Here is a 21,921-nt window from a genome sequence, read left to right as displayed (position 1 = left end):
CCACCGCTTCCACCTGAATCCCGCATCTGATCGAGACCTGACGATGAGCAGCTACACCGCCCCGCTTTCCGATATCCGCTTCGCCCTGCATGACGTGTTGAAGGTGGAGCCGCTGTTTGCCCGCCTGGGTTTCGCCGATGCCACCACCGACGTGGTCGATGCGGTGCTGGAGGAAGCCGGCCGCTTCAGCACCAGCGTGCTGGCGCCGCTCAACAGCGTGGGCGATGAAATCGGCTGCGTGCTCGACCAGGCCAGCGGCGAAGTAACCACCCCGCCCGGCTTCAAGCAGGCTTACGCGCAGTTCGTCGATGGCGGCTGGACCGGCCTCACCGCGGCCCCCGAGCTGGGCGGCCAGGGCCTGCCGCACACGCTGGGCGTGCCGCTCAACGAAATGATCAACGCCGCCAACCTGGCGTGGGGCAACTTCCCGCTGCTCTCGCACGGCGCCATTGAAGCGCTCAAGCAGCACGGCGAAGCCTGGCAGCAGGATGCGTTTCTCAAGCCGCTGATCGAAGGCCGCTGGACCGGCACCATGTGCCTGACCGAACCGCATTGCGGCACCGACCTGGGCCTGCTCAAGACCAAGGCCGAACCCAATGCCGATGGCAGCTATTCCATCACCGGCACCAAGATCTTCATCACCGCCGGCGAGCACGACCTGACCGACAACATCGTGCACCTGGTGCTGGCCAAGCTGCCCGACGCGCCGGCCGGTGCGAAGGGCATTTCGCTGTTCGTCACCCCGAAGTTCAAGGTCGACCGTGACGGCAACGTCGGCGAGCGCAACGCGCTGCGCTGCGGCTCGATCGAACACAAGATGGGCATCAAGGGCTCGGTCACCTGTGTGATGAACTTCGACGCCGCCGAAGGCTATCTGGTCGGCCAGCCGCACAAGGGCCTGCAGGCGATGTTTACCATGATGAACACCGCGCGCCTGGGCGTAGGCCTGCAGGGCATCGGCCTGTCCGAGCGCGCCTACCAGAACGCACTGAAGTACGCGCGTGAACGCCTGCAGTCGCGTTCGCTGAGCGGCCCGAAGAACCCGGACAAGCCGGCCGACCCGATCCTGGTCCACCCGGACGTGCGCCGCATGCTGCTCTCGATCAAGTCGCTGGTCGAAGGCAGCCGCCTGCTCGCGCTGCACGCGGCGACCCTGATCGACGTGGCCCACCACGCCGACGATGCCGGCGAACGCGAGCGCGCCGAGACCCTGGTGAGCTTCCTCACCCCGATCTCCAAGGCGTGCCAGACCGAATGGGGCATCGAGAACACCTACAACGCCCTGCAGTGCTTCGGTGGCCACGGCTACATCCACGAGCACGGCATGGAGCAGCTGGCCCGCGATGCACGCATCACCACGCTGTATGAAGGCACCACCGGCATCCAGGCGCTGGACCTGATCGGCCGCAAGACCGCCGCCAGCCAGGGCGCCGGGCTGAAGCTGATGCTGGCCGAGATCGAGGCCTTCGCCAAGGCCAACGAAGGCAAAGAAGCGCTGGCCGAATTCATCGCCCCGCTGCGCGCCAAGGCCCAGGAATGGGGCCAGTTGACCATGGCGACGCTGCAGCGCGCGGCCACCAACCCGGACGAACTGGGCGCGGCCAGCTTCGATTACCTGTTCTATTCCGGCTACGTGGTGCTGGCGTACTGGTGGGCCCGCAGCGTGGCCGCCGCTGATGCATCCTCGCAGAGCGAGGCCTTCAAGCAGGCCAAGCGCGAAACCGCCCGCTTCTACTTCGCCCGCATGCTGCCGCGCACGCTCAGCCATGCCGCAGCAATCCAGGCCGGCGCGGAATCGCTCATGGCCATGGAAGACGCCCGTTTCGGCGACTAAGAGCCGTACCGACCAACGGTCAATACCTACCGCATCACGCGCGGCCGGCGCTGCATCCCACAGACCAGGAGCCCCCTTTTGTTAAAGGGGGCGCGCCGACAGGCGCGGGGTATAGGAGGTATGCCCCGGGTTCCGGATTGGTTACGGTTTGGGTGTAGGCGCCCGCGCCTATACCCAAACCGTAACCAATCCGGTATAAGCTGTTTTCCCGATGGAGACAGACACTACAAGCTTAGGTCTGATCGATACCGGAGCCTCGTCCGCCCCGGTCGCCGAGGTATCGCCGATCGTTTCCCTGCATCGGCCCGGCAGCGTCCGGTTATTGTCCTTGGACGCCCATGGCCGCGTACTGGACTGGATCAACTGGCAGGACGCCGCCTGCCTCTACTCGCGCGATGCCGTTGCCTGGACCCTGGGCGATCCCTGCCTGCACATCCACGGTGGCATCAACCGCCTGACCGGGCTGCAGAGCGGGGTTGACCTGCACCCGATCATCGCTGCGCGCGGCCACGCCCGTTCGCGTGCCATCGATCCCACCCCGAACCTGTCCAACCAGGCGCTGTTCGCGCGCGATGCGCACCTGTGCCTGTACTGCGGCCAACAGTTCCACCGCCCGCAGCTGACCCGCGACCACGTCATGCCCCTGTCCAAGGGCGGCCTGGACGTATGGGAAAACGTGGTCAGCGCCTGCTTCCACTGCAACTCGCGCAAGAGCGACCGCACCCCGCAGCAGGCCGGCATGCCCTTGCTGGCCGTGCCTTACCGGCCCAGCTGGATCGAACACATGATCCTCTCCAACCGCAACATCCTGGCCGACCAGATGGCGTTCCTGAAGGCGCAGCTGCCCAAACGTTCCAAGCTCGCCGCCTGAACCTGCGACACGTTGTCGCAGGGCACCCTCACCATTTGCTCACTGGTAGAGCGGTTTGCTTGCCCCACCCCGGTTTGGGGGCGAAAATAGGCGCTTGAGAAGAAGCGCGATAAAAATGATCGATTCCGCACGCTATCCCCGCCTGTCGCGCATCCAGAACCCGGATGACCTGCGCAGGTTCGAAGAATCCGAACTGCCCGCCATCGCGGATGAACTGCGTGCCTACCTGATCGAATCGGTAGGCAAGAGTGGCGGCCATTTCGGCGCCGGCCTGGGCGTGATCGAACTCACCGTGGCCCTGCACTACCTGTACCAGACCCCGGTCGACCAGCTGGTGTGGGACGTGGGCCACCAGACCTACCCGCACAAGATCCTGACCGGCCGCCGCGACGAGATCCACACCGTCAAGCAGAAGGATGGCGTGGCGCCGTTCCCCAAGCGCGAGGAAAGCGAGTACGACACCTTCGGGGTCGGCCATTCCTCCACCTCCATCTCGGCCGCGCTGGGCATGGCCATCGCGCGCCAGCTCGAGGGCGACGACCGCAAGGTGGTGGCAGTGATCGGCGATGGCGCGATGACCGCCGGCATGGCCTATGAGGCACTCAACCATGCCGGTGGCATGGAGCAGGAACCGAACCTGCTGGTGATCCTCAACGACAACAACATGTCGATCTCCGAAGCCGTGGGCGGGCTGACCAAGATGCTCGGCCGGGCCACCGGCAGCCGCACGCTCAATGCACTGCGCGAAGGCGGCAAGCGGATCCTGGGCGACAAGAAGAAATCCCCGTCGGCGCGCTTCGTCAAGCGCTGGGAAGAACACTGGAAGGGCATGTTCGTGCCGTCCACCTTCTTCGAGGAAATGGGCTTCCATTACACCGGCCCCATCGATGGCCACGACGTGCCTGCGCTGGTGGCCACGCTGAAGACGCTCAAGGGCCTGAAGGGCCTGAAGCTGCTGCACGTGATGACCACCAAGGGCAAGGGCTACGAGCGCGCCGAGGGCGACCAGATCGGTTACCACGCGGTGGGCCCGTTCGACCCGGACAAGGGCCTGATCGCCAAGGGCGGCGCCAAGAAGCCCACCTACACCGATGTGTTCAGCGACTGGCTGTGCGATGCCGCCGCCGCCGAACCGCGCCTGCTGGGCATCACCCCGGCCATGCGCGAAGGCTCTGGCCTGGTGCGTTTCAGCAAGGAATACCCGGAGCGCTACCACGACGTGGCCATTGCCGAGCAGCACGCGGTCACGCTGGCCGCCGGCATGGCCACGCAGGGCGCCAAGCCGGTGGTGGCGATCTACTCCACCTTCCTGCAGCGCGCCTACGACCAGCTGGTGCATGACGTGGCCGTACAGAAGCTGGATGTGCTGTTCGCCATCGACCGCGCCGGCGTGGTCGGCCCGGACGGCGCCACCCATGCGGGCAACCTGGACCTGAGCTTCCTGCGCTGCGTGCCGCACATGGTGGTGATGGCCCCGGCCGACGAAGCCGAATGCCGGCAGATGCTCAGCACCGGCCTGCAGTACGACGGCCCGGCCGCCGTGCGCTACCCGCGTGGCAGCGGCACCGGCGTGGACGCCGGCAACGACCTGTCCACGCTGGAGATCGGCAAGGCCGACCTGCGCGTGCAGGGCAGCCGCATCGCGCTGCTGGCATTTGGCAGCACCGTGCCGGCCGCCGAAGCGGTGGGCCGCGAGCTGGGCCTGAGCGTGGTCAACATGCGCTTCATCAAGCCGCTGGACCGTGCGCTGCTGCTGGAGCTGGCCAAGACCCATCAGGGCTTCGTGACCATCGAAGACAACGTGGTGGCCGGTGGCGCCGGGTCCGGCGTGGCCGAGCTGCTCAATGCAGAAGACGTGCTGCGCCCGTTCCTGCACCTGGGCCTGCCGGACAGCTTCCAGCACCATGCCAGCCGCGAAGACCTGCTGGCCGAAGCGGGAATTGATGCCGCGGGTATCCGTGCCGCCGTGTTGAAGCGTTGGCCGAATCTTGGCAGCCAGGCGCTGAGCGCCTGACCCCAAATGCCGCGGGGGGCGTTACGCCCTTACCGGATTTCGAATTCCGCGCGGCAACCTCCGTTGACCCAGACGCCATCGCGGTTCCAGCCCCAGGTGCGGCCTTCCACGCAGGCACTGCGTGAGGTCTGGCGGATCAGCCGGGCCTCGCGGCGGATGCTGACGTTGCAACGGCGCATGCGGTTGTCGTTGGAATCGCAGCTGATCACCTGCCCTCGCCCACCATTGCCCCAGCCACCGCCGTTGTTGCCCCAGCCGTTGCCATTGCCATGCGAGGGCCGCCGGCCTTCGGCCACGAACTCCGCGCGGCAACCCCGGGTGACCCACACGCCGTTGCGTGCCTGGCCCCAGTTGTCGCCCTCGATGCACTGGGTTCCCGACAGCTGGCGCACCAGCCGCGCGCGGCCATCAATCGGGCACTGCTGGGTGCGGCCCTTGATCGATTCGCAGCGCACCGGGCCATCGTTGTAGCCCTCGTCACGGTAACGGTCGTACTGCTGCGCTTGGGCAGCAGCGCCTGCAGCCAGCAGCGCCGGCAGCAGCGCCCACACCCACCTGTGCGTTCCGTTCGCCATAGAGTTGTTCCTCATGCCTGCCTCGATCCGTTTTGTGAATAGGCACAGGATCAGGCAAGCGAGGCCCTGCGCCTATAGGCCGAAGGTCGCTCATTTCAGGGTCGATTCAACTAGCCAACGCGCAGCTGACCGGTTCCGGCGGGCTCAGCCGTAGCGGACCACATCGACAAACGCGTCTTCCACTTCCACCCGCACGCCAACGCTGCGCCCGGTTTCCGCGTGTTGCTCGCGGGCCAGGTTGTCGGCGAAATCGAAGGCCACCGCGCCTTCGGCGAAGGCGGCGGCTTCATTGCGGCTGGGGTCAAGAACGCACCAGCGGTGGTCAGCGTGCTTCACGGTAATGTTCATGGTGCACTCCGGGGGGTTATCCCTGACCCGCACCATACGGGTGAAGCCGATACCGAACTATCGGATTAGTCTGATATTGGTATCCGCCCTATACCCGGCACCGCACTTTCCCTATACCACCGGCAAGGTCATCACAAACCGTGCACCGCCGCTGGCCGCCTCTTCGGCCACGATGCTGCCGCCGTGGCGCAGCATGATCTCGCGCGCCAGGTACAGCCCCAGCCCGCTGCCGCTGCCACTGGGGCGCAGCCGGTGGAACGGTTCGAAGATCGATTGCCGGGCCTGCTCGGGCACGCCATCGCCCTCATCACTCACCGACAGCACCCCGCCCGCCTGCAGCTCCACCACCACCAGGCCACGGCCGCCGCCGTGGGCGATGGCGTTCTGCAGCAGCCCGCTGATCACCCGGTGCAGCGCATCGGGATCGCCCAGCACCCACACCGGCGCCTCCGGTGCCTCCACCGCGAATTCGTAGCCGGCATCGATCAGAAGTGGCGCCACATCGGCGGCGACCTCGCCGGTCAACGCGGTCAGGTCGATGCGCTGGTGCTGGCTGCGGTGGTGATCCAGCCGCTGCAGGTCCAGCAGCTGTTCGGCGATGTTGCTCAGCCGGCCAAGGTCGCGCTGCAGGCGCGAACGCACCTGCCCCGGCGGCAGGTCGGCAATGCGCGTGGCCAGGATCGCAATGGGCATGCGCAGCTCATGCGCCGCGCCCACCAGGAAGCGATCCTGCGCATCGTAGCTCTCGCCAATGCGCCGCACGGCTGCATTGAATGCATCCACCAGCGGCACGATCTCGCGCGGTACGGCGTGGGTATCCAGGCCGCGCCCGCGTTCGGTGATCTGGATCGCCGCGGCCTGCGCCGCCACCCGGTTCACCCCGCGCAGCGAGCGATGAATTGCCCACGGCGCCACCACCAGCGTGATCACGATCAGCGGCAGGGTGATCCAGCCGCCCAGGTAGCCGATCACCACCAGCATCTGCCGCCACAGGCCGCGATGCGGAATGCCGCCCAGCATCACGTGGATGCGGCCGCCATCGGGCTCGGTCACCCACACCCGCATCGCCAGCTCCACCCCGTGCGTGCGCGTTCGCACATCGGTGGGCTCCACGTGCTGCAGCTGCTGCACGAGTGGGCGGAACGCGGCCGGTACGGTGCCCTGCTCCAACGTCCGGCCCTGCTCATCGGCAGCGGCAAACCAGAAGGTGGCCGGGCGGTCAGGTACCGCCTCGTTGACCGCATCCCAATCCACGCGCAGCGCATCGCCTTCCACATGGATCGCCTCGGCCACCGATTGGCTGGTTTTCCAGTCGATATACGCCGCGCCGCGGTCGCCGTACATCAACACCATGCCGGTCAGGCCCACCGCCACCATGGTCATCTGGATCAGGCAGATCTTCCAGGCCAGGCTGAAGGACAGCGAGCCGGGTTTGAGGAATTTCATGCCGTTTCCTTGAGCAGGTAGCCAATGCCGCGCATCACGTGGATTTCCACGTGCGCATCGGCATCGGCCAGCGCGCGGCGCAGCTTGGAAACGTGTGCATCGAGCGCGTTGGACTGGATCTCATCATCGAAGCCGTACACCGCTTCCTGCAGCGCCGCGCGTGCCACCGTGCGGCCCTGGCGCAGCGCCAGTGCTTCCAGCACCAGCAGCTGGCGGCGCGGCAGTGCCAGCAGCGCACCGGCCACGCTGGCCTGGCGTGCCACGAAATCAAACTGCAGCCGCCCCAGCGCCAGCACCGGCAGGGTGATCTGCGCCGGCCGCCGCGAAATCGCGCGGATCCGCGCCAGCAGCTCTTCCACTGCGAACGGTTTGGTCAGGTAATCGTCGGCGCCCACGTCCAGCCCGACCACGCGGTCGGCCACCGAATCGCGCGCGGTGAGCATGATCACCGGCAGGTTGGGAATGTGGCTGCGTGCCACCCGCACGAAATCGGCGCCATCGCCATCGGGCAGCTGCCGGTCCAGCAGCAGCACTTGGTGTACGCCCGATTTGAGCGCTTCGGCGGCCTGCGCCATCGACACCACCAGGTCCACAACCATGCCATGCCGGCCCAGGCTGGCCTGGATGGCGCCTGCCAGTTCGGGGTCGTCTTCGAGCAGCAGGATGCGCATGGCAATACGGGCAACAGGGGTGATGGGCGCCGATGGTACCGCGCTCGCCGGCGCAACGTTCCCACAATGTCCGGGGGACATCATGGGGGTTTGATCGTCCCCCCAGGAGCAGTACCCATGCAGATCGGTTCACGGAAGGCAGCAACGGCAGGCATCACCCTGCTGGGCCTGCTGGCCAGCGGCAGTGTGCTGGCCCAGGCCGCCCCCGGCGAAAGACCCCGCAGCAGCCTGGGATTGGCCGTGGTCGCGCAGAAATCTCCCTACGCCGGCTATGACACCGACGTGCTGCCCGCACCGGTCATCAATTACGAAGGCAGGAAGTTCCATTTCCGCGGCGGCAGCATCGGCTACACGCTTTTCGACAACGAGAAAACCGAGGTCTCGCTGCTGGCCCAGCCGCACGTGATGCGCTTCAAGCGCAAGGACACCGACGACCTGCAGCTGCGCCAGCTCGACAACCGCAACCTCTCGGCGATGGCCGGTGCCGCCGTGCGCCATACCGCACCGTGGGGCGTGCTGCAGGGCAACGTGCTGGCCGAAGTGAGCGGCCACGGCGGCGGCGTGGCGGCCGATGCCAAGTACGCCTACCCGATTCCAACCGGCAAGGTCGTGCTGATTCCCGGCGTGGGCGTGAACTATGCCAGCAGCGCGCTCAACGATTACTACTTCGGCATCAGTGCCGAGGAAGCGCAGCGCAGCGGCCTGGCCCGTTACAGGGCCGGCAGCGGCGTGGCGCCGTACATGGATGTCACCGCGCTGATGCCGCTGGGCGCGCACTGGACCGCCACCGCATCGCTGCGCCGCACCCTGCTTTCCAGCGCGGTGAAGGACAGCCCGATGACCCGGGGCGACCACATGGATACCGCGCTGCTGGCGCTCACTTACGGATTCTGACCATGCGCGAAGGCATCGTACGCCGTGTCGCCAACGTAGCACTGCAGATCGAGCCGGACCGCAACCAGGTACTGCAATGGATCCTGCATGCCCCACTGGCCGCCCTGGGCGGCCACACCACCTTCGAACTGGCCTGCAACGGCCAGGGCGAACGGGTGATTGAACTGCTGCATGGGGTGCTCGCGCAGGCGGGCACCACGCCGCCGCAACTACCGCAGGCACCCACATGAGCCGACCTTTCCCGATGCTGAGCACTGAAGACCCTGCAGATGCACCGGCGCTGGTTGCCGCGCTGGTCTCGTTCGACCAGGCCGTACAGGCGCTGATCGAACAGGATCCGGATCGCCATGGACGCTTTTCCCGCGCCTATGTCACCGCCATTTTCCGTGCGTGCCTGCTGCCGCCCGAACCGGGTGCCGGCGTGCCGCGCGGACGGCCGGATCCGGAAATCGCCCAGGCCCTGAAGCGGTGGATCCAGGAGCAGTTGCTGCGCCACCCCGGCGAAGGCGACGACCACCGCCTCACGGCCGCGCGCCGCGCCGCGCACGGCTTCTGGCTGCAGTCCATGGCATGCCCGATCGACGATGACGGGCAGCCGCGTGCCGCCAGGTTGCTGGAAGGCCTGCTGGCGCTGACCCGCCCGGCGTAGTCCGCACGGTGGGGCAGTTTGCGACTTGTTGCGTTGAAAACCGGCGTGGGCGGGATCACTGTCCGGTTTCCCTTCCAGCGCAGCGGACGCACTGCCCATGCGAGTTCCTTCCGATACCCCACCGCCGTTCCCACCGCGCATTGAATCGCCCACCCCGCTCGCCGAGGCGGTCTGCGCCGATGCGCCGGGCTGGCAGGACGCCGCCGACGCGTTGGATGCGATGACGCCCTCGTCCGCGGACGACCACGACAGCGCGCACGACCATGAGCATGAAGAAGGCGGCAGGCGACAGGACCCGCAGTGGTTTGATCCGGAAGAGGAAGAGACCACCCCGCCGTTGGACCACGAGGTGGCACGCCGGCCGGAACTGAGCAATGGTTTCTGGGTGCTGCCCGATCCGCGCACGCTCCTGCCGCGCGTGCATGCACAGAGCCGCAGCCCATTGGTCGCCGAACCCTCACGCGTCCTGTCGGCGGACCTGCCCGGCCAGCGCCACATGCGGCAAGGCCTGGATGACAGCGATGACGATGCTCGCCGTGAGAAAGACGCAGGCCAGGATGACGGCCGCGCTACCGACTGACCGCCGCGACATCCTCACGGCGCGTTGCCGGCGCCCCGCTAGGCTGCAGCTGTTTCCCGACAGCAGGTGTGGCGATGCGTGGTGTGATGGCGGTGATGTTGCTGGCGCTGGCCGCGCCCGCGTGGGCGCAGCAGGACGATGCGGAAACACCGGCGTTCGACCGCCCGGGGTTGGGTTTCTCCGCCTCGGTGCTGCCGCGCGGCGGCGCCGCACTGGAACTGGGGCTGCCCAGCTACGAACGCGACCGCGATGACGACGGCACGCGCACCACGCAATACGGCACCGACCTGCTGCTGCGCGCAGGCCTGGGCGCCAACCTGGAACTGCAGGCGTTCGGCAGCCCCTGGAATCGCCTGCGCGAAGCCCCGCGCAATGCGCCCTCCACCACGACGCGTGGCGCAGGCGACAGCGGCCTGGCGCTGAAGTTCGCTCTTCCCCTCGATTCGGACACCCATGCTGTCGCACTGCTGGCCAGCACCAGCTTCGATACCGGCTCACGCGACTTCAGCGAAGGCGGCACCCAGTACAACCTCGGCGCCAGCTACGAATACACCTTCAACGACCAGTGGAGCGGCGCGCTGTATGCCAATGCCACGCGCGGCGCGGGCGAAGACGAGTTCACCTGGTCGCCCAGCCTCAGCCTGGCCGTAAGCGACACCGTGAGCACCTACATCGAGGCCGGTTTCACACACATCCACGGCGAATCCTCGACCTCGGTGGCCGGTGCAGGCGTGACGTGGATGGCGGCCCGACGCGTGCAGCTGGACGCGTCGTTCGACCTCGGTCTGGACAGCAACAGCCCGGATCTACAGGCGGGGCTGGGCGTTTCGTTCTATTTCGAGTGAACCAAAAAAGCCTGCGCATCACTGCGCAGGCTTCTTCGGCGGTGTTACACGTTACGACCTTGGGGTCAGGTCACTTTCTTGGCGACCGTCATGCCCAGCAGGAACAGGATGACGGCGATGATGATGCCTGCCCAGAACAGGAACTTGGCCACGCCAATGGCGGCGCCGCCGATGCCGGCGAAGCCGAGTGCGCCGGCGATGAGGCCGATGATGGCGAAGATGATGGCCCACTTGATCATGTTGTTCCTTTGCCCGGAATGCGGGTTGACTGACAGGACTCCACGCTAGCGATTGGCGCGTGCCGCAACAGTGAATGGGGCGCGTGAACGGCGTGAAATCGCTACCTCGCATGTGAAGACGTCCGCTACGTATTCAGCTGCACTTGTAGGAATTTTCCGACGAACGGTAGAGGTCTTTTCGGACCACCCCCGCGCAAGTTGTTGATTTTTAAGCTCGCTCACGCAGGCTCTCATCACTGCACTGAATGTGTGACCGTTGCCTCAATTTCACCGGCTGGTCACAATGCTGACGTCCCACTACGTCATCCAATGCCATGCGCGCATTCGTCTCCAAGCAGCATCCCGCCCTGCTCAAGGTCTACTTCGTAGCCTGCTACGTAGTGTTGATTGAAGAAGTAATCCGCGCCGTCGGCTGATTTCGCCGCGCGCCGGTATCACTGGCCCAGTGTAGGGCGATGGGCAGGCTCCTTGGCGCCGCGCTTGATTCCGCGCAACTCTTCCAACGCATCCCGCAGCGCGTTCATCCGGAACGGCTTCTGCAACCCGAAGCGATGCTGAAATGGCAGCGGAAGGCTGTGTCTGTCATAGCCGGTCAGGAACACGTACGGAATGCCCCGCGCTTCAAGCGCTTCGGCGATCGGGAACGACTGCTTCCCGCCCAGATTGATGTCCAGCAGCGCCAAGTCAAAGGGCGTCTGTTCCACGATCCGCAGCGCCGCATCGACGGTGCCCACCGGGCCCACCACTTCGTAGCCCAGCGTCTCCAGCCCGTCCTCGACAAGCATCGCGATGAGCGATTCGTCTTCGACTACCAGGACGCGCGGGCTCACAGGTGCACCTGGACCGCGTCATCGCCGTGCGGTATCGATACCCGATAACGCAGGCCTTCGGGCTCGAACGTGAGCTCCACATCGCCGCCCAGATCATGCTTGAGGCCGCGCTCGAGCAACCGCGAGCCGAACCCGCGCTGCGCCGGCGGCTGCACCGGGGGGCCATCGCGCTCCTGCCACTCCAGTTCGATCACGTCCTCCCCATCGACCTGACGCTGCCCCCACTCCACCCGCACACGGCCATCGGGCCCGGACAGCGCACCGTGCTTGACCGCGTTGGTGCCCAGCTCATGCAGCGCCATGGCCAGCGCCAGGGCACGGCGGGGATCGAGCCGAACGGGTTCGCCCTGGATATCGAAGCGCTGCCCACCTTCGCCGTGCAGGTCGGCCGTGGCCTGGACCAGATCGTGGATATCGGCGCTGTGCCAGTTTTCCCGGGTCAGCACATCGTGCGCTCCGGCCAGGGCCAGCAGGCGCTCTTCGATCTTCTCGCCCGCGTCGATGATGTTCTGCGCGTTGCGGAAGGTCTGGCGGGTGATGGACTGCACCATGGCCAGCGAGTTCTTCACCCGGTGGTTGAGCTCGTTGATAAGCAGTTGCAGGTGCTGCTCGTGGCGCTTGCGCTCGGTCACATCGCGGGTACTGCCGGCAATGGCCTCCACTTCGCCATCGGGACCAATCACCGGGGTAAAGATGTAGTCATAGATGCGCACGCCCTCGGTGGCGTGCGGAAACGGCACATCACCGCGGATGGGCTGCTTGGTGGCGATCACCCGATCGATTTCCGCATCGTGCATCGCCGCATGCCAGGGCTCGTAGCCGATCTCCAGGCAGGTCTTGCCCATCGCCTCATCCCAGGTCATGCCCCACATGTTCAGCAGCGCCTTGTTGGCGTAGATGAAGCGGTGCTCCAGGTCAAAGACGTAGGACAGATCCGGGGTTGCCTGCAGAAGGGCTTCGTAGATCCGCCATTTGGCGCTGTTGTCTTGCTGTTCCTGCAGCACGGGAGAAAGCCCTGTTCATTTAGGGGAAGCATAGGGGCGGCCGCGTGAAAGTGGGATCACGTTAGCGCTTTGTGAGCGAAGGCGGCAGACGCGCCCGGTAGAGCGGACTGGTAGAGCGGACTGTTAGTCCGCTAGCCCCTCAGCAATCACACATTCCATCGGCTGATACACCAGCCCCAGATACTCCCCCACCTCCCCCGCAATCCGGAACCCAAACCGCTCATAAGCCGGCACCGAGCTCAACGAGGCCCGCACCGTAACGACCTCGCCCCGCGCGCACTCCAGCAGCGCCGTCATCAGCGCCCGCCCAACCCCCTGCCCCTGCCACCCCGGCGCCACGAACAGCGTCGCCACGTGCTGGCCGCCCATCAGCTCGGCCACCCCGACAACCCGCCCGGCGGTCTCGAAGACAAACATGTCGTTGTCATCGGACATGCGGTCGGCGAACCCGTTCATCGACACGATGCCGGTAAAGGTCTCAATCCCCAGCGGAGACAGCGACGGCGCCACCGCCTCCATGAAGGACGCCATGCACACCGCACTGGCCTGCTCCAGATCTGTGGCCCTTAGTCGTCGCACTGCCATTGGGGTGTCCTCCATGAAAATCGGTTTGAAACTGACATCTGGATGGTAGCTGGCGCGACGCAGCCAGCGCAGCGCGCCCACACAGAATGCACCCGGCGCACAAACCAAGCGCGTCCTGAGACACAGTTTGATCAAGGAATGGGTTCCTACCGCACAGTTCGTCGCCCCAGCCATTGACGGCCTGCCTGATCACACGCAGCATCCGTCCGTCGCCGCACATCCGGCGGCCGGAATTGGCGTTCCGAAGCCAAAGGCGCACCAGCGCCCATCGGCATTCCGCAGGGCGGTGGATCTCACTTCTACTGAGGAATTCCGCAATGTCCAATGACTCCCTCGCAGCCCCGACCCGCGTCGCCGTCCACCTCGCTCACTACTTCGGTGATATTTCCGACTCGCTGGAATGGAACAGTTCGGCATGGGTCGACCTCGAGAAGCGCCTGGCTGCCACCGCGCGACCGCTCGATTCGCTGACCATCGGCGAGATCATGCAGGCCCTCGCGGAGACCCGCTGCGGAAGCTCCCCTGATGCGGGTAACTTCGTCAAACGCATGATCGGCCAGCACGACCCCTCTCGACACGACTTGTTTCGCGTCATACGCAAGCTGTTTCGCATCTACGATCTGCGAATCATCGAACTGCTCGAGCTGATCGATGTGCTAGAACGCTGCCCTGGCACGCTTGAGGACATGCCGATCAAGAATCTCCTCGCACTGATCGCCATCGTCGACATCGACGAAGAACCACTTGCTCCTTCTCCGATGAAAGAGAACGACTCGCCAATCAGCCACTAGCGCATTCGACGCGATGCCCGGCACGCCAGCGCATGTATGACTCCATCGTACGCATGAGAAACGACAATCATCGTCGCTTCTTCTAGCGTCAGCGTGCTGATCTGTCCAATTGCCTATGCGGTCACGACTAGGCCTAGCTAGCTTAGCTAGGCTCCGGTCATCCGATCAGGAAGCACCCGGAACGCATTGTCGGGTTGCGAGTGCGGCAATCATGGAGCTGTAGTGAAGCATCCGGTATGGCACAAGGAAGTAAGACTCCAACACCCTACCAACGGTTCGGAAGTGTTCGGGATTCTTCCAGAAATGTTGGTTCACCGAGGGCCGCGTTTCCCGGCTGGCCCCGTCTACCTGAAGTACGGCGCGCACCGTGGCCCTAATCGTGGTTTCGGATTTGAACACCTGTGGAAAGCGCACTTTCACCACATCGGGGACCACGATGTCGCACTCCTTGCGGTGCGAAAGCACGTTGCGGAGTGCCTGGCGGGACCAGTCACGGTGTTCTACCAGATGGAACCGCGCTTGGAGACAGTGAGATTCAGGGTAGGCAATGTGATCCTTGAACACATCAGCCGACAGGAGAGCCACTACTCCGTTGTGTCAGGAGGCTACTGCCGCGATGGCAAAGGAATTCAAATCGGGCGCGTCAGTCCGCAACGAACGAAAAAGGCCCCGTGAGGGGCCTTGTTTCGTGTTGGACGGCAATGACGCAGCTATCTCCTTAGCAGGCCTCTCGTGTCACCACGGAGGGGGGTCGGAGCATCCCAGCCAAGCTGGGCAATCATTGCAATGCTACTTGTCGTTTAGTAGCCGGGCCCTCTGCGGATGTAGCCTTAAACATCGACCAAGCAATCACCGCCGGCTCTTTGCCCATCACCAACGTCAGGAACTCTACCTCAAATCAGGGTGGCGCGCAACGCAGGCGCATCGAATGTGTGACCCAACGCTAATGTTCATTAACACGTGCATTAAGTTGCGATGAGCAATCCTGGCCAGCGTCGTCGGGACGCGTGGGCGCCAAAAGCGCTTGCGATCTGGCGCGAGAAACCCGTTCCGTAGGGTCACTCTGTGGAGTTCAGTTCCGACTGGGCCGGATGTCGCTAAAAGCGTCGAGCGCACTTTTCATGCTGAACCCGCGGCTAGGCGCTTTGGCCAGTGCTTCGGCGATATCCTCTGCCCGCACGGCCATACTTCCCTGCTTCTTTCGGCCAACGGGTGCGTGCCTGATAGCGTCATCGGGGCACTCCTTCGGAATGATCGTAAGAGGGTCATTCTTCATGGAATTCCATCGCCCAAGAAATGTAATAGAAATTGATTTTCTAACAGCTTCTGAACGTTGACCAGAGCTGAAAGCGCATCTAAATCCAACTATAGATTGCCAGCCCGCTCGATATCGCCGTCAACGAACATCTCGTCGGTGGCGAGGCGGTCCTCAGGAGCCAGGTAACCATGCGTCGCGTCGACGGCACTGCGGCAGATCTCGATGACGCGTTCGCCCTCCTGGGGCCGCGAACGTTCAATCGTCAACTTGGTGTTCTCCCGCACAATGCAACACCGCCAAAACAAAAAAGGGTCCGCACCAGAAGTGCGAACCCTTGATCGTGTCACCAACAATGGTCGGGACGGCCGGATTTGAACCGACGACCCTCTGCCCCCCAGGCAGATGCGCTACCAGGCTGCGCTACGCCCCGATGTTGCTGGTGTTGTCCCCGCCTCTCAGCGGGCCGACGAGTATAACCGGTTTGATCGAAAAATGGTTCAGCGACGCAGCAGCTGGAGCACTTCTTCCAGCTCCATCCGCGTCTGCTTGATGATCTGGTTGCTCAGCGCCGATTCGTCGCGCGCGCCGGCACCTTCCAGGCGCAGGCGGGCACCGCCGATGGTGTAGCCTTGTTCGTACAGCAGGCCGCGGATCTGGCGCACCATCAGCACGTCGTGGCGCTGGTAGTAGCGGCGGTTGCCACGGCGCTTGGCCGGTTCCAGGCTGGGAAATTCGGTTTCCCAGTAGCGCAGCACGTGCGGCTTTACATCGCACAGCTCGCTGACTTCACCAATGGTGAAGTAGCGCTTGGCCGGTATCGGCGGAAGTTCGCGGTTACTGCCCGGATCCAGCATATGCCTCTACCCTTTCCTTGAGCTTCTGGCCCGGACGGAAGGTGACCACCGTACGGGCGGAAATCGGAATTTCCTCGCCGGTCTTCGGGTTGCGGCCGGGGCGCTGGTTCTTGCGCCGCAGGTCGAAGTTGCCGAAGCCGGAAAGCTTCACCTGACGTCCCTGTTCCAACGCTTCACGCAGTACATCGAAGAACGCGTCGACAAATTCCTTGGCTTCGCGCTTGTTCAGACCCACTTCGTCGAACAGCTTTTCGGCCATCTCAGCCTTGGTCAATGCCATTGCCTGCTACCCCCCATGCTGCCCGCTCAACCGCGGATCCGGGCGTGGTGTTCACGCTCCATTGCGGCCACCGCCTCGGTGACCACCGCATCCACGTCGCGGTCCGTCAGAGTGCGCGACTTGTCCTGCAAAATCAAGCCCATAGCGAGACTCTTGAAGCCCGGCTCGACCCCCTGGCCGACGTAGCGGTCGAACAGGGTCACCTGGCGCAGCAGCGGGCCCACGGCCCGGCGCAGGGTGGCTTCCAGGTCGGTCCAGGCGGCCGCTTCGGGCACCAGGAAGGCAAGGTCGCGGCGCACTGAGGGGAAACGGGACAGCTCGGTGGCGCGCGGCAGGCTGCGGGCGGCCAGCGGGGCCAGGTCCAGCTCCAGGCCGAACACGTCCACGTCGATGTCCATGGCCTTGGCCAGGCGCGGGTGGATCTGGCCGATCCAGCCGATGCTGGCGCCATCGCGCAGCACCTCGGCCGAGCGCGCCGGGTGGCCGTACGGGCGGGTGGAGGGCACGAAGCTGAGTGCGGCGCCGGAAGCGGCGGCCAGCGATTCCAGGTCGCCCTTGAGGTCATGGAAATCCACCTTGCGGGTGGCCAGGCCCCACTGCTGCGGGGTGGCATCGCCACACACGGCCACGGCCACGCGCTGGGTTTCCAGCGGGGCGGCGCCCTGCCCGGCCTGCGGGTGGAACACGCGCCCCAGCTCGAACAGGCGCACCGTGCCCTGCTGGCGCGCGGCATTGCGGCCCAAGGTGGCCACCAGGCCCGGCAGCAGCGCCGGGCGCATCACCGCCAGCTCGGCCGACAGCGGGTTGGCCAGGGCAACCACGTTGTCCTGCAGCTGCCACTGGGCCAGCAGGCCGGCGTCGACGAAGGCGTAGTTGATGGTTTCCTGCAGGTCGCGGGCCACCAGCTGGCGGCGCGTGCTCAGGTCGTCCAGGCGGGTTTCGCTGGGCATGGCGATCCGCGCGGCACCGCCCGGTAGGGTGGTGGGAATGCGCTCGTAGCCGTGGATGCGGGCCAGCTCTTCAATGAGGTCTTCTTCGATGGCGATGTCGAAGCGGCGGCTGGGCGCGGTGACCTGCCAGCCATCGGCGGCAGCGGCCACGTCCATGCCCAGCGCGCGCAGGATGCGCTCCACGTCGGCATCGGCAATCTGGATGCCCAGCACGCGGGCGATGCGCGCACGGCGCAGGCCGATGGTCGCGGTGGCCGGCAGGTCGCTTTCGCGCACGGCTTCGGTCACCGGGGCCGGGGTGCCGCCGGCCAGGTCCAGCACCAGGCGGGTGGCGTATTCAATGGCGGTGCGCGGCAGCGCCGGGTCCACGCCACGCTCGAAGCGGTGGCCGGCGTCGGTGTGCAGGCCCAGCTTGCGGCCACGGCCCATGATGGCGGCCGGCGCGAAGTGCGCGGCCTCCAGGAACACGGCGGTGGTGTCGTCGGTGACGCGGGTGTCATGGCCGCCCATGATGCCGGCCAAGCCCACCGGGCGGTCGGCGTCGGTGATCACCAAGAAGCCGTCATCCAGCGCGGCGTCGCGGCCATCCAGCAGCTTCAGGGTTTCACCGGTGCGCGAACGGCGCACGGCGATGCTGCCCTGCAGGGTGCCCAGGTCGTAGGCGTGCATCGGCTGGCCCAGTTCCAGCATCACGTACTGAGTGATGTCGACCAGCAGCGACACCGGGCGCACGCCGCTGCGGCGCAGGCGCTCGGCCATCCACAGCGGGGTGGCGGCGCGCGGGTTCACGCCTTCGATCACACGGCCCAGGTAACGCGGCGCTTCGGCGCCGGCGTCCAGGGCGATGGTCAGTTCGCGGGTGCCCACGGCGGCGATCGGCGCGGCATTGAACGGCACCACTTCACTGGCGCACGCGGCGGCCACGTCGAAGGCGATGCCGCGCACGCTGAAGCAGTCGGCGCGGTTGGGGGTGAGCTTGATCTCGATGCTGGCGTCGGGCAGGCCCAGGTACTCCACCAGCGACTGGCCCACCGGGGCGTCATCGGGCAGCTCGAACAGGCCCGAGGCGTCGCTGTCCAGGCCCAGTTCCTTGGCCGAGCACAGCATGCCGTTGGAATCCACGCCGCGCAGCTTGGCCGCCTTGATGTTGAAGTCGCCGATTTTCGCGCCGATCATCGCCAGCGGCGCAACCAGACCCGGGCGCGCGTTGGGCGCGCCGCACACGATCTGCAGCTGCTCGCCCTGCCCGGCATCGACCTGGCAGATCTGCAGGCGGTCGGCTTCGGGGTGGCGCTCGGCGGTGACGATGCGCGCCACCACCACGTGGTCCAGGCTGGCGCCGAGGTCGGTGACCTCTTCAACTTCCAGGCCGATGGCGGTCAGTACCGCGCTCAGCTCGTCGCGCGAGGCGGTGGTGGGAACGTGGCTGCGCAGCCAGTTTTCAGAGAATTTCATGGTGTCACCCTGGTGGGCCCGGCGCATGCGCCTGGGCCGTGATGAATGTCGTTCGGCGTTACGCGAATTGCTTGAGGAACCGCACGTCGTTCTCGAAGAACGCGCGCAGGTCGTTCACGCCGTAACGCAGCATGGCAAAGCGCTCCACGCCCAGGCCGAAGGCGAAGCCGGTGTAGCGCTCCGGGTCGATGCCCACGTTGCGCAGCACGTTCGGGTGGACCATGCCGCAGCCGAGCACTTCCAGCCAGCGGGTGCTGCCGTCGGGCTGCTGCCAGGCGATATCCACTTCCGCGCCCGGTTCGACGAACGGGAAGTAGCTGGGGCGGAAACGCATCTCGAAATCGCGTTCGAAGAACGCACGCACGAACTCAGACAGGGTGCCCTTGAGGTCGGCGAAGGTCGAATGCTCGTCCACCAGCAGGCCTTCCACCTGGTGGAACATCGGCGAATGGGTCTGGTCGCTGTCGCTGCGGTACACCTTGCCGGCCGCGATCATGCGCAGCGGCGGCGCGTGGTCGCCCATGTAGCGCACCTGCACACCGGAGGTATGCGTGCGCAGCAGGCGGCCATCGCCGAAGTAGAAGGTGTCGTGCATGGCACGCGCCGGGTGGTGCGGCGGGAAATTCAGGGCTTCGAAGTTGTGCCAGTCGTCTTCGATTTCCGGGCCTTCGGAGAGCTCGTAGCCGAGGCGGCCGAAGATTTCGGTGATGCGCTCCAGGGTACGGGTCACCGGATGCAGGCCACCGCGTTCGGCGCGGCGCCCCGGCAGGGTGATGTCGATCGCTTCGGCGGCCAGGCGCGCGTCGAGCGCGGCGTTCTCCAGCACGGCCTTGCGTTCGCCCAGCGCGCGGGTCAGCGCGTCACGGGCCTGGTTGATGGCTTCGCCGGCGGCCTTGCGCTCGTCGGCCGGCAGTGCACCCAGCTGCTTGAGCTGCGCGGTGATGCTGCCGCTCTTGCCGAGCAGCGCCACGCGCAGGGCTTCCAGCGCATCGGGGCTCTGGGCGGCGGCCACGTCGGCCAGCGCCTGGGTGGTCAGGGATTGGATGTCACTCATGGATAGCCTGGACCTCGCGTCGGTATGCCTTCGCGATGCGCGCCGGGCCGACCCCCGTCGCCACCGCTGTCGGGACGGCACCCGGTTGGGCTGCCGCCGCCACAAAAAAGAATGGGGAAGGACTTGCGCCCTTCCCCATGCATTGCCTTACCCGCAGCCGTTGCGTTTGCACGGCAACGGCGGGGAGAGGACTTATGCCGCCAGCGCGCCCTTGGCCTTTTCGGCCAGTGCTGCAAAACCAGCTGCGTCGTGCACGGCGATATCGGCCAGGACCTTACGGTCCAGGGTGATACCCGCCTTGAGCAGGCCGTTCATGAAACGGCTGTAGCTCAGACCATTGATGCGGGCAGCCGCGTTGATGCGGGTGATCCACAGCGAACGGAAATTACGCTTCTTCTGCTTACGACCGATGTAGGCGTACTGCTGGGCCTTGATGACGGCCTGCTTGGCAACGCGGAACACCTTGCGGCGGGCGTTGTAGTAGCCCTTGGCCAGGGTCAGAATTTTCTTGTGGCGGCGACGCGCCTGTACGCCACGCTTTACTCGTGCCATGGGTCAGTCCTCAGAGGTAGGGAAGCATACGGTTCAAACGGCCTGCGTCTTCTGCACGAACATGGTTCGTCTGACGCAGATTGCGCTTCCGCTTGGTCGACTTCTTCGTGAGGATGTGGCTACGGTTGGCGTGGCCAGCCTTGAACTTACCGGAGGCGGTCTTGCGGAAACGCTTGGCCGCCGCCCGGTTGGTCTTGATCTTGGGCATTGCAATGTCCTTGATGATGTTTTGTCACTGACCAGGGCGGTGGCATTGCCACACTTTCCGTCCGTGCCCTTGCCTGCTTGTAAGCCCGGGATCCCCGTTGGGAACCAGGCCGGTCCTGTTGCCGTTGAAAAGCGTGAAACCGTTCAAAACAGCAGCCCCGCGAAAAAACGGGGTCGCCCATTATGCATGGGTTGGGGAACGGGTGCAAGCTGTTGATCAGGCGGGGTTTGCCGGGTCTTGGGCCCGGAACCTGAACGAAACGGACGGCATTGCCGTCACAGCGACTGGGTGTCGACGGCTGGGTGTCGACGGCTGGGTGTCGCCGGCTGGGTGTCGCCGGCTGGGTAGAGCCGACTGTTAGTCGGCTGCCCTTGGCGGCATGGCGGAAAAGCAGCCGACTAACAGTCGGCTCTACCCCGTCGTACCCCGTCGTACCCGGTCGTACCCGGTCGTACCTCCGTCGCCACCCCGCCGCCTGCCCAGGTGCCGACGAACCAGGGGTTCCGCGCGGCCACGTTCGACGTGGCGCGCGTCGCGCCAGAGCGCGATTACTTCTTCTTCGGCGCGATCATCATGACCATCTGCCGGCCTTCCAGGCGCGGGCGGGACTCGATCACGATGTCCTCGCCCAGATCGGCTTCGATCCGGTTGGCCATTTCGCGACCCAGTTCCTGATGGCTCATTTCACGACCACGGAAGCGGATGTTCACCTTGATCTTGTCACCCTCTTCCAGGAAACCGCGCATTTTGCGCAGCTTGATCTGGTAGTCACCTTCATCGGTGACGGGGCGGAACTTCACTTCCTTGATCTCGACCTGCTTGGTCTTCTTCTTGGCCTCGTTGGCCTTCTTCTGCGCTTCGAACTTGAACTTGCCGAAGTCCATGATCTTGCACACCGGCGGATCAGCCTGCGGCTGAATCTCGACCAGGTCCAGACCTTCGTCTTCGGCCATCGACAGCGCTTCGTCACGCGTCAACACGCCAATCATTTCACCGTCACTGCCGATCACGCGTACGCGCGGCACCCGGATTTCCTGATTCTTGCGGTTCTGTTTGTTGTCAGGGGTACTGATATTGCAATCTCCCAGAGGAATCAAACCGGCCCTCGCGGATCATCCGCAGGGCCGGGACTTT

General features: G+C 65.3%; 25 protein-coding genes and 1 tRNA gene. 9 read left to right on the top strand and 17 right to left on the bottom strand.

The window, feature by feature from the left end; genetic code table 11:
* The first annotated feature begins 43 nt into the window (after positions 1–43).
* The 3 genes from QE395_RS06245 to dxs all read left to right on the top strand — a co-directional run bounded on the left by QE395_RS06245 (position 44) and on the right by dxs (position 4,719).
* On the top strand, positions 44–1,834 hold the full coding sequence (locus QE395_RS06245) for an acyl-CoA dehydrogenase C-terminal domain-containing protein (protein WP_306988018.1): 1,791 nt from the start codon (positions 44–46) through the stop codon (positions 1,832–1,834).
* Positions 1,835–2,045: 211 nt separating this feature from the next.
* A complete protein-coding gene (locus QE395_RS06240; RefSeq protein WP_068853322.1) occupies positions 2,046–2,705 on the top strand; it encodes an HNH endonuclease in 660 nt (219 codons plus the stop codon).
* 115 nt (positions 2,706–2,820) lie between these two features.
* Positions 2,821–4,719: a 1-deoxy-D-xylulose-5-phosphate synthase gene (dxs, locus tag QE395_RS06235; protein ID WP_068853324.1), complete on the top strand. Its 1,899-nt coding sequence runs from the start codon at positions 2,821–2,823 to the stop codon at positions 4,717–4,719.
* 29 nt (positions 4,720–4,748) lie between these two features.
* Here dxs and QE395_RS06230 read toward each other — a convergent pair whose 3' ends face one another.
* The 4 genes from QE395_RS06230 to QE395_RS06215 form a co-directional block, all read right to left on the bottom strand.
* Positions 4,749–5,294 (bottom strand): DUF3011 domain-containing protein, encoded by a 546-nt coding sequence (locus QE395_RS06230; RefSeq protein WP_306988015.1) that lies wholly within the window; start codon positions 5,292–5,294, stop codon positions 4,749–4,751.
* A 144-nt stretch (positions 5,295–5,438) separates the two neighbouring features.
* A complete protein-coding gene (locus QE395_RS06225) occupies positions 5,439–5,642 on the bottom strand; it encodes a hypothetical protein (RefSeq protein ID WP_068853328.1) in 204 nt (67 codons plus the stop codon).
* Positions 5,643–5,753: 111 nt separating this feature from the next.
* Entirely contained in the window at positions 5,754–7,088 is a 1,335-nt protein-coding gene (locus QE395_RS06220) for a HAMP domain-containing sensor histidine kinase (RefSeq protein WP_306988013.1), read from the bottom strand.
* Positions 7,085–7,759, bottom strand: a complete 675-nt coding sequence (locus QE395_RS06215) for a response regulator transcription factor (RefSeq protein WP_306988011.1) — start codon at positions 7,757–7,759, stop codon at positions 7,085–7,087. Before QE395_RS06215 ends, QE395_RS06220 begins: the two co-directional genes overlap by 4 nt.
* A gap of 117 nt (positions 7,760–7,876) precedes the next feature.
* Here QE395_RS06215 and QE395_RS06210 point away from each other — a divergent pair, with 117 nt between their 5' ends.
* The 5 genes from QE395_RS06210 to QE395_RS06190 all read left to right on the top strand — a co-directional run bounded on the left by QE395_RS06210 (position 7,877) and on the right by QE395_RS06190 (position 10,727).
* Positions 7,877–8,653, top strand: coding sequence for a MipA/OmpV family protein (locus tag QE395_RS06210; protein ID WP_306988009.1), 777 nt, complete (start codon positions 7,877–7,879; stop codon positions 8,651–8,653).
* A 2-nt stretch (positions 8,654–8,655) separates the two neighbouring features.
* A complete protein-coding gene (locus QE395_RS06205; protein WP_306988007.1) occupies positions 8,656–8,883 on the top strand; it encodes a hypothetical protein in 228 nt (75 codons plus the stop codon).
* The gene (locus tag QE395_RS06200; RefSeq protein ID WP_141236189.1) at positions 8,880–9,302 is read left to right on the top strand and encodes a hypothetical protein; all 423 of its coding nucleotides are present in this window, start codon (positions 8,880–8,882) and stop codon (positions 9,300–9,302) included. Before QE395_RS06205 ends, QE395_RS06200 begins: the two co-directional genes overlap by 4 nt.
* A 97-nt stretch (positions 9,303–9,399) precedes the next feature.
* Complete coding sequence (locus tag QE395_RS06195; protein WP_306988004.1) at positions 9,400–9,882, top strand: hypothetical protein; 483 nt, start codon at positions 9,400–9,402, stop codon at positions 9,880–9,882.
* A 74-nt stretch (positions 9,883–9,956) separates the two neighbouring features.
* A complete protein-coding gene (locus tag QE395_RS06190; RefSeq protein ID WP_306988002.1) occupies positions 9,957–10,727 on the top strand; it encodes a transporter in 771 nt (256 codons plus the stop codon).
* A gap of 65 nt (positions 10,728–10,792) precedes the next feature.
* On the opposite strand, the gene QE395_RS06185 is transcribed toward QE395_RS06190, so the two are convergent.
* From QE395_RS06185 to QE395_RS06170, 4 genes are all read right to left on the bottom strand, one after another.
* Positions 10,793–10,966, bottom strand: coding sequence for a DUF1328 domain-containing protein (locus tag QE395_RS06185; RefSeq protein ID WP_068853344.1), 174 nt, complete (start codon positions 10,964–10,966; stop codon positions 10,793–10,795).
* A 434-nt stretch (positions 10,967–11,400) separates the two neighbouring features.
* Positions 11,401–11,796: a response regulator gene (locus tag QE395_RS06180; RefSeq protein ID WP_306987999.1), complete on the bottom strand. Its 396-nt coding sequence runs from the start codon at positions 11,794–11,796 to the stop codon at positions 11,401–11,403.
* A complete protein-coding gene (locus tag QE395_RS06175; RefSeq protein ID WP_306990439.1) occupies positions 11,793–12,797 on the bottom strand; it encodes an HWE histidine kinase domain-containing protein in 1,005 nt (334 codons plus the stop codon). Before QE395_RS06175 ends, QE395_RS06180 begins: the two co-directional genes overlap by 4 nt.
* A 126-nt stretch (positions 12,798–12,923) precedes the next feature.
* Positions 12,924–13,520 (bottom strand): GNAT family N-acetyltransferase, encoded by a 597-nt coding sequence (locus QE395_RS06170; RefSeq protein WP_306987997.1) that lies wholly within the window; start codon positions 13,518–13,520, stop codon positions 12,924–12,926.
* 182 nt (positions 13,521–13,702) lie between these two features.
* On the opposite strand from QE395_RS06170, the gene QE395_RS06165 reads away from it, so the two are divergent.
* A complete protein-coding gene (locus QE395_RS06165; RefSeq protein ID WP_306987995.1) occupies positions 13,703–14,176 on the top strand; it encodes a hypothetical protein in 474 nt (157 codons plus the stop codon).
* A gap of 1,365 nt (positions 14,177–15,541) precedes the next feature.
* On the opposite strand, the gene QE395_RS06160 is transcribed toward QE395_RS06165, so the two are convergent.
* The 9 genes from QE395_RS06160 to infC form a co-directional block, all read right to left on the bottom strand.
* Positions 15,542–15,700, bottom strand: a complete 159-nt coding sequence (locus QE395_RS06160) for a hypothetical protein (protein ID WP_306987993.1) — start codon at positions 15,698–15,700, stop codon at positions 15,542–15,544.
* A gap of 87 nt (positions 15,701–15,787) precedes the next feature.
* A tRNA-Pro gene (locus QE395_RS06155) sits at positions 15,788–15,864 on the bottom strand.
* A gap of 67 nt (positions 15,865–15,931) precedes the next feature.
* Positions 15,932–16,288, bottom strand: a complete 357-nt coding sequence (locus tag QE395_RS06150; protein ID WP_068853353.1) for a MerR family transcriptional regulator — start codon at positions 16,286–16,288, stop codon at positions 15,932–15,934.
* Entirely contained in the window at positions 16,269–16,568 is a 300-nt protein-coding gene (locus QE395_RS06145) for an integration host factor subunit alpha (protein WP_005410432.1), read from the bottom strand. Before QE395_RS06145 ends, QE395_RS06150 begins: the two co-directional genes overlap by 20 nt.
* Positions 16,569–16,594: 26 nt before the next feature.
* Positions 16,595–18,973, bottom strand: coding sequence for a phenylalanine--tRNA ligase subunit beta (pheT, locus tag QE395_RS06140; RefSeq protein ID WP_306987989.1), 2,379 nt, complete (start codon positions 18,971–18,973; stop codon positions 16,595–16,597).
* A gap of 58 nt (positions 18,974–19,031) precedes the next feature.
* On the bottom strand, positions 19,032–20,027 hold the full coding sequence (locus tag QE395_RS06135; protein ID WP_068853355.1) for a phenylalanine--tRNA ligase subunit alpha: 996 nt from the start codon (positions 20,025–20,027) through the stop codon (positions 19,032–19,034).
* Between the two features lie 192 nt (positions 20,028–20,219).
* Positions 20,220–20,579 (bottom strand): 50S ribosomal protein L20, encoded by a 360-nt coding sequence (gene rplT / locus QE395_RS06130; protein ID WP_003484828.1) that lies wholly within the window; start codon positions 20,577–20,579, stop codon positions 20,220–20,222.
* Positions 20,580–20,589: 10 nt separating this feature from the next.
* Complete coding sequence (gene rpmI / locus QE395_RS06125; protein ID WP_017355265.1) at positions 20,590–20,787, bottom strand: 50S ribosomal protein L35; 198 nt, start codon at positions 20,785–20,787, stop codon at positions 20,590–20,592.
* A gap of 548 nt (positions 20,788–21,335) precedes the next feature.
* Positions 21,336–21,875: a translation initiation factor IF-3 gene (gene infC, locus QE395_RS06120; protein ID WP_026070650.1), complete on the bottom strand. Its 540-nt coding sequence runs from the start codon at positions 21,873–21,875 to the stop codon at positions 21,336–21,338.
* Positions 21,876–21,921 lie beyond the last annotated feature (46 nt).

This window comes from Stenotrophomonas sp. SORGH_AS_0282, from assembly GCF_030818125.1.
GTDB classification, from domain to species: domain Bacteria; phylum Pseudomonadota; class Gammaproteobacteria; order Xanthomonadales; family Xanthomonadaceae; genus Stenotrophomonas; species Stenotrophomonas rhizophila_A.
This window is presented reverse-complemented; position numbering and strand designations above follow the sequence as displayed.

Bases quoted from the DNA above. Each gene is read 5' to 3' on its own strand.
- QE395_RS06245 (WP_306988018.1), top strand. From the start codon at position 44: ATGAGCAGCTACACCGCCCCGCTTTCCGATATCCGCTTCGCCCTGCAT.
- QE395_RS06240 (WP_068853322.1), top strand. From the start codon at position 2,046: ATGGAGACAGACACTACAAGCTTAGGTCTGATCGATACCGGAGCCTCG.
- dxs (WP_068853324.1), top strand. From the start codon at position 2,821: ATGATCGATTCCGCACGCTATCCCCGCCTGTCGCGCATCCAGAACCCG.
- QE395_RS06230 (WP_306988015.1), bottom strand. From the start codon at position 5,294: ATGGCGAACGGAACGCACAGGTGGGTGTGGGCGCTGCTGCCGGCGCTG.
- QE395_RS06225 (WP_068853328.1), bottom strand. From the start codon at position 5,642: ATGAACATTACCGTGAAGCACGCTGACCACCGCTGGTGCGTTCTTGAC.
- QE395_RS06220 (WP_306988013.1), bottom strand. From the start codon at position 7,088: ATGAAATTCCTCAAACCCGGCTCGCTGTCCTTCAGCCTGGCCTGGAAG.
- QE395_RS06215 (WP_306988011.1), bottom strand. From the start codon at position 7,759: ATGCGCATCCTGCTGCTCGAAGACGACCCCGAACTGGCAGGCGCCATC.
- QE395_RS06210 (WP_306988009.1), top strand. From the start codon at position 7,877: ATGCAGATCGGTTCACGGAAGGCAGCAACGGCAGGCATCACCCTGCTG.
- QE395_RS06205 (WP_306988007.1), top strand. From the start codon at position 8,656: ATGCGCGAAGGCATCGTACGCCGTGTCGCCAACGTAGCACTGCAGATC.
- QE395_RS06200 (WP_141236189.1), top strand. From the start codon at position 8,880: ATGAGCCGACCTTTCCCGATGCTGAGCACTGAAGACCCTGCAGATGCA.
- QE395_RS06195 (WP_306988004.1), top strand. From the start codon at position 9,400: ATGCGAGTTCCTTCCGATACCCCACCGCCGTTCCCACCGCGCATTGAA.
- QE395_RS06190 (WP_306988002.1), top strand. From the start codon at position 9,957: ATGCGTGGTGTGATGGCGGTGATGTTGCTGGCGCTGGCCGCGCCCGCG.
- QE395_RS06185 (WP_068853344.1), bottom strand. From the start codon at position 10,966: ATGATCAAGTGGGCCATCATCTTCGCCATCATCGGCCTCATCGCCGGC.
- QE395_RS06165 (WP_306987995.1), top strand. From the start codon at position 13,703: ATGTCCAATGACTCCCTCGCAGCCCCGACCCGCGTCGCCGTCCACCTC.
- QE395_RS06150 (WP_068853353.1), bottom strand. From the start codon at position 16,288: ATGCTGGATCCGGGCAGTAACCGCGAACTTCCGCCGATACCGGCCAAG.
- QE395_RS06145 (WP_005410432.1), bottom strand. From the start codon at position 16,568: ATGGCATTGACCAAGGCTGAGATGGCCGAAAAGCTGTTCGACGAAGTG.
- pheT (WP_306987989.1), bottom strand. From the start codon at position 18,973: ATGAAATTCTCTGAAAACTGGCTGCGCAGCCACGTTCCCACCACCGCC.
- QE395_RS06135 (WP_068853355.1), bottom strand. From the start codon at position 20,027: ATGAGTGACATCCAATCCCTGACCACCCAGGCGCTGGCCGACGTGGCC.
- rplT (WP_003484828.1), bottom strand. From the start codon at position 20,579: ATGGCACGAGTAAAGCGTGGCGTACAGGCGCGTCGCCGCCACAAGAAA.
- rpmI (WP_017355265.1), bottom strand. From the start codon at position 20,787: ATGCCCAAGATCAAGACCAACCGGGCGGCGGCCAAGCGTTTCCGCAAG.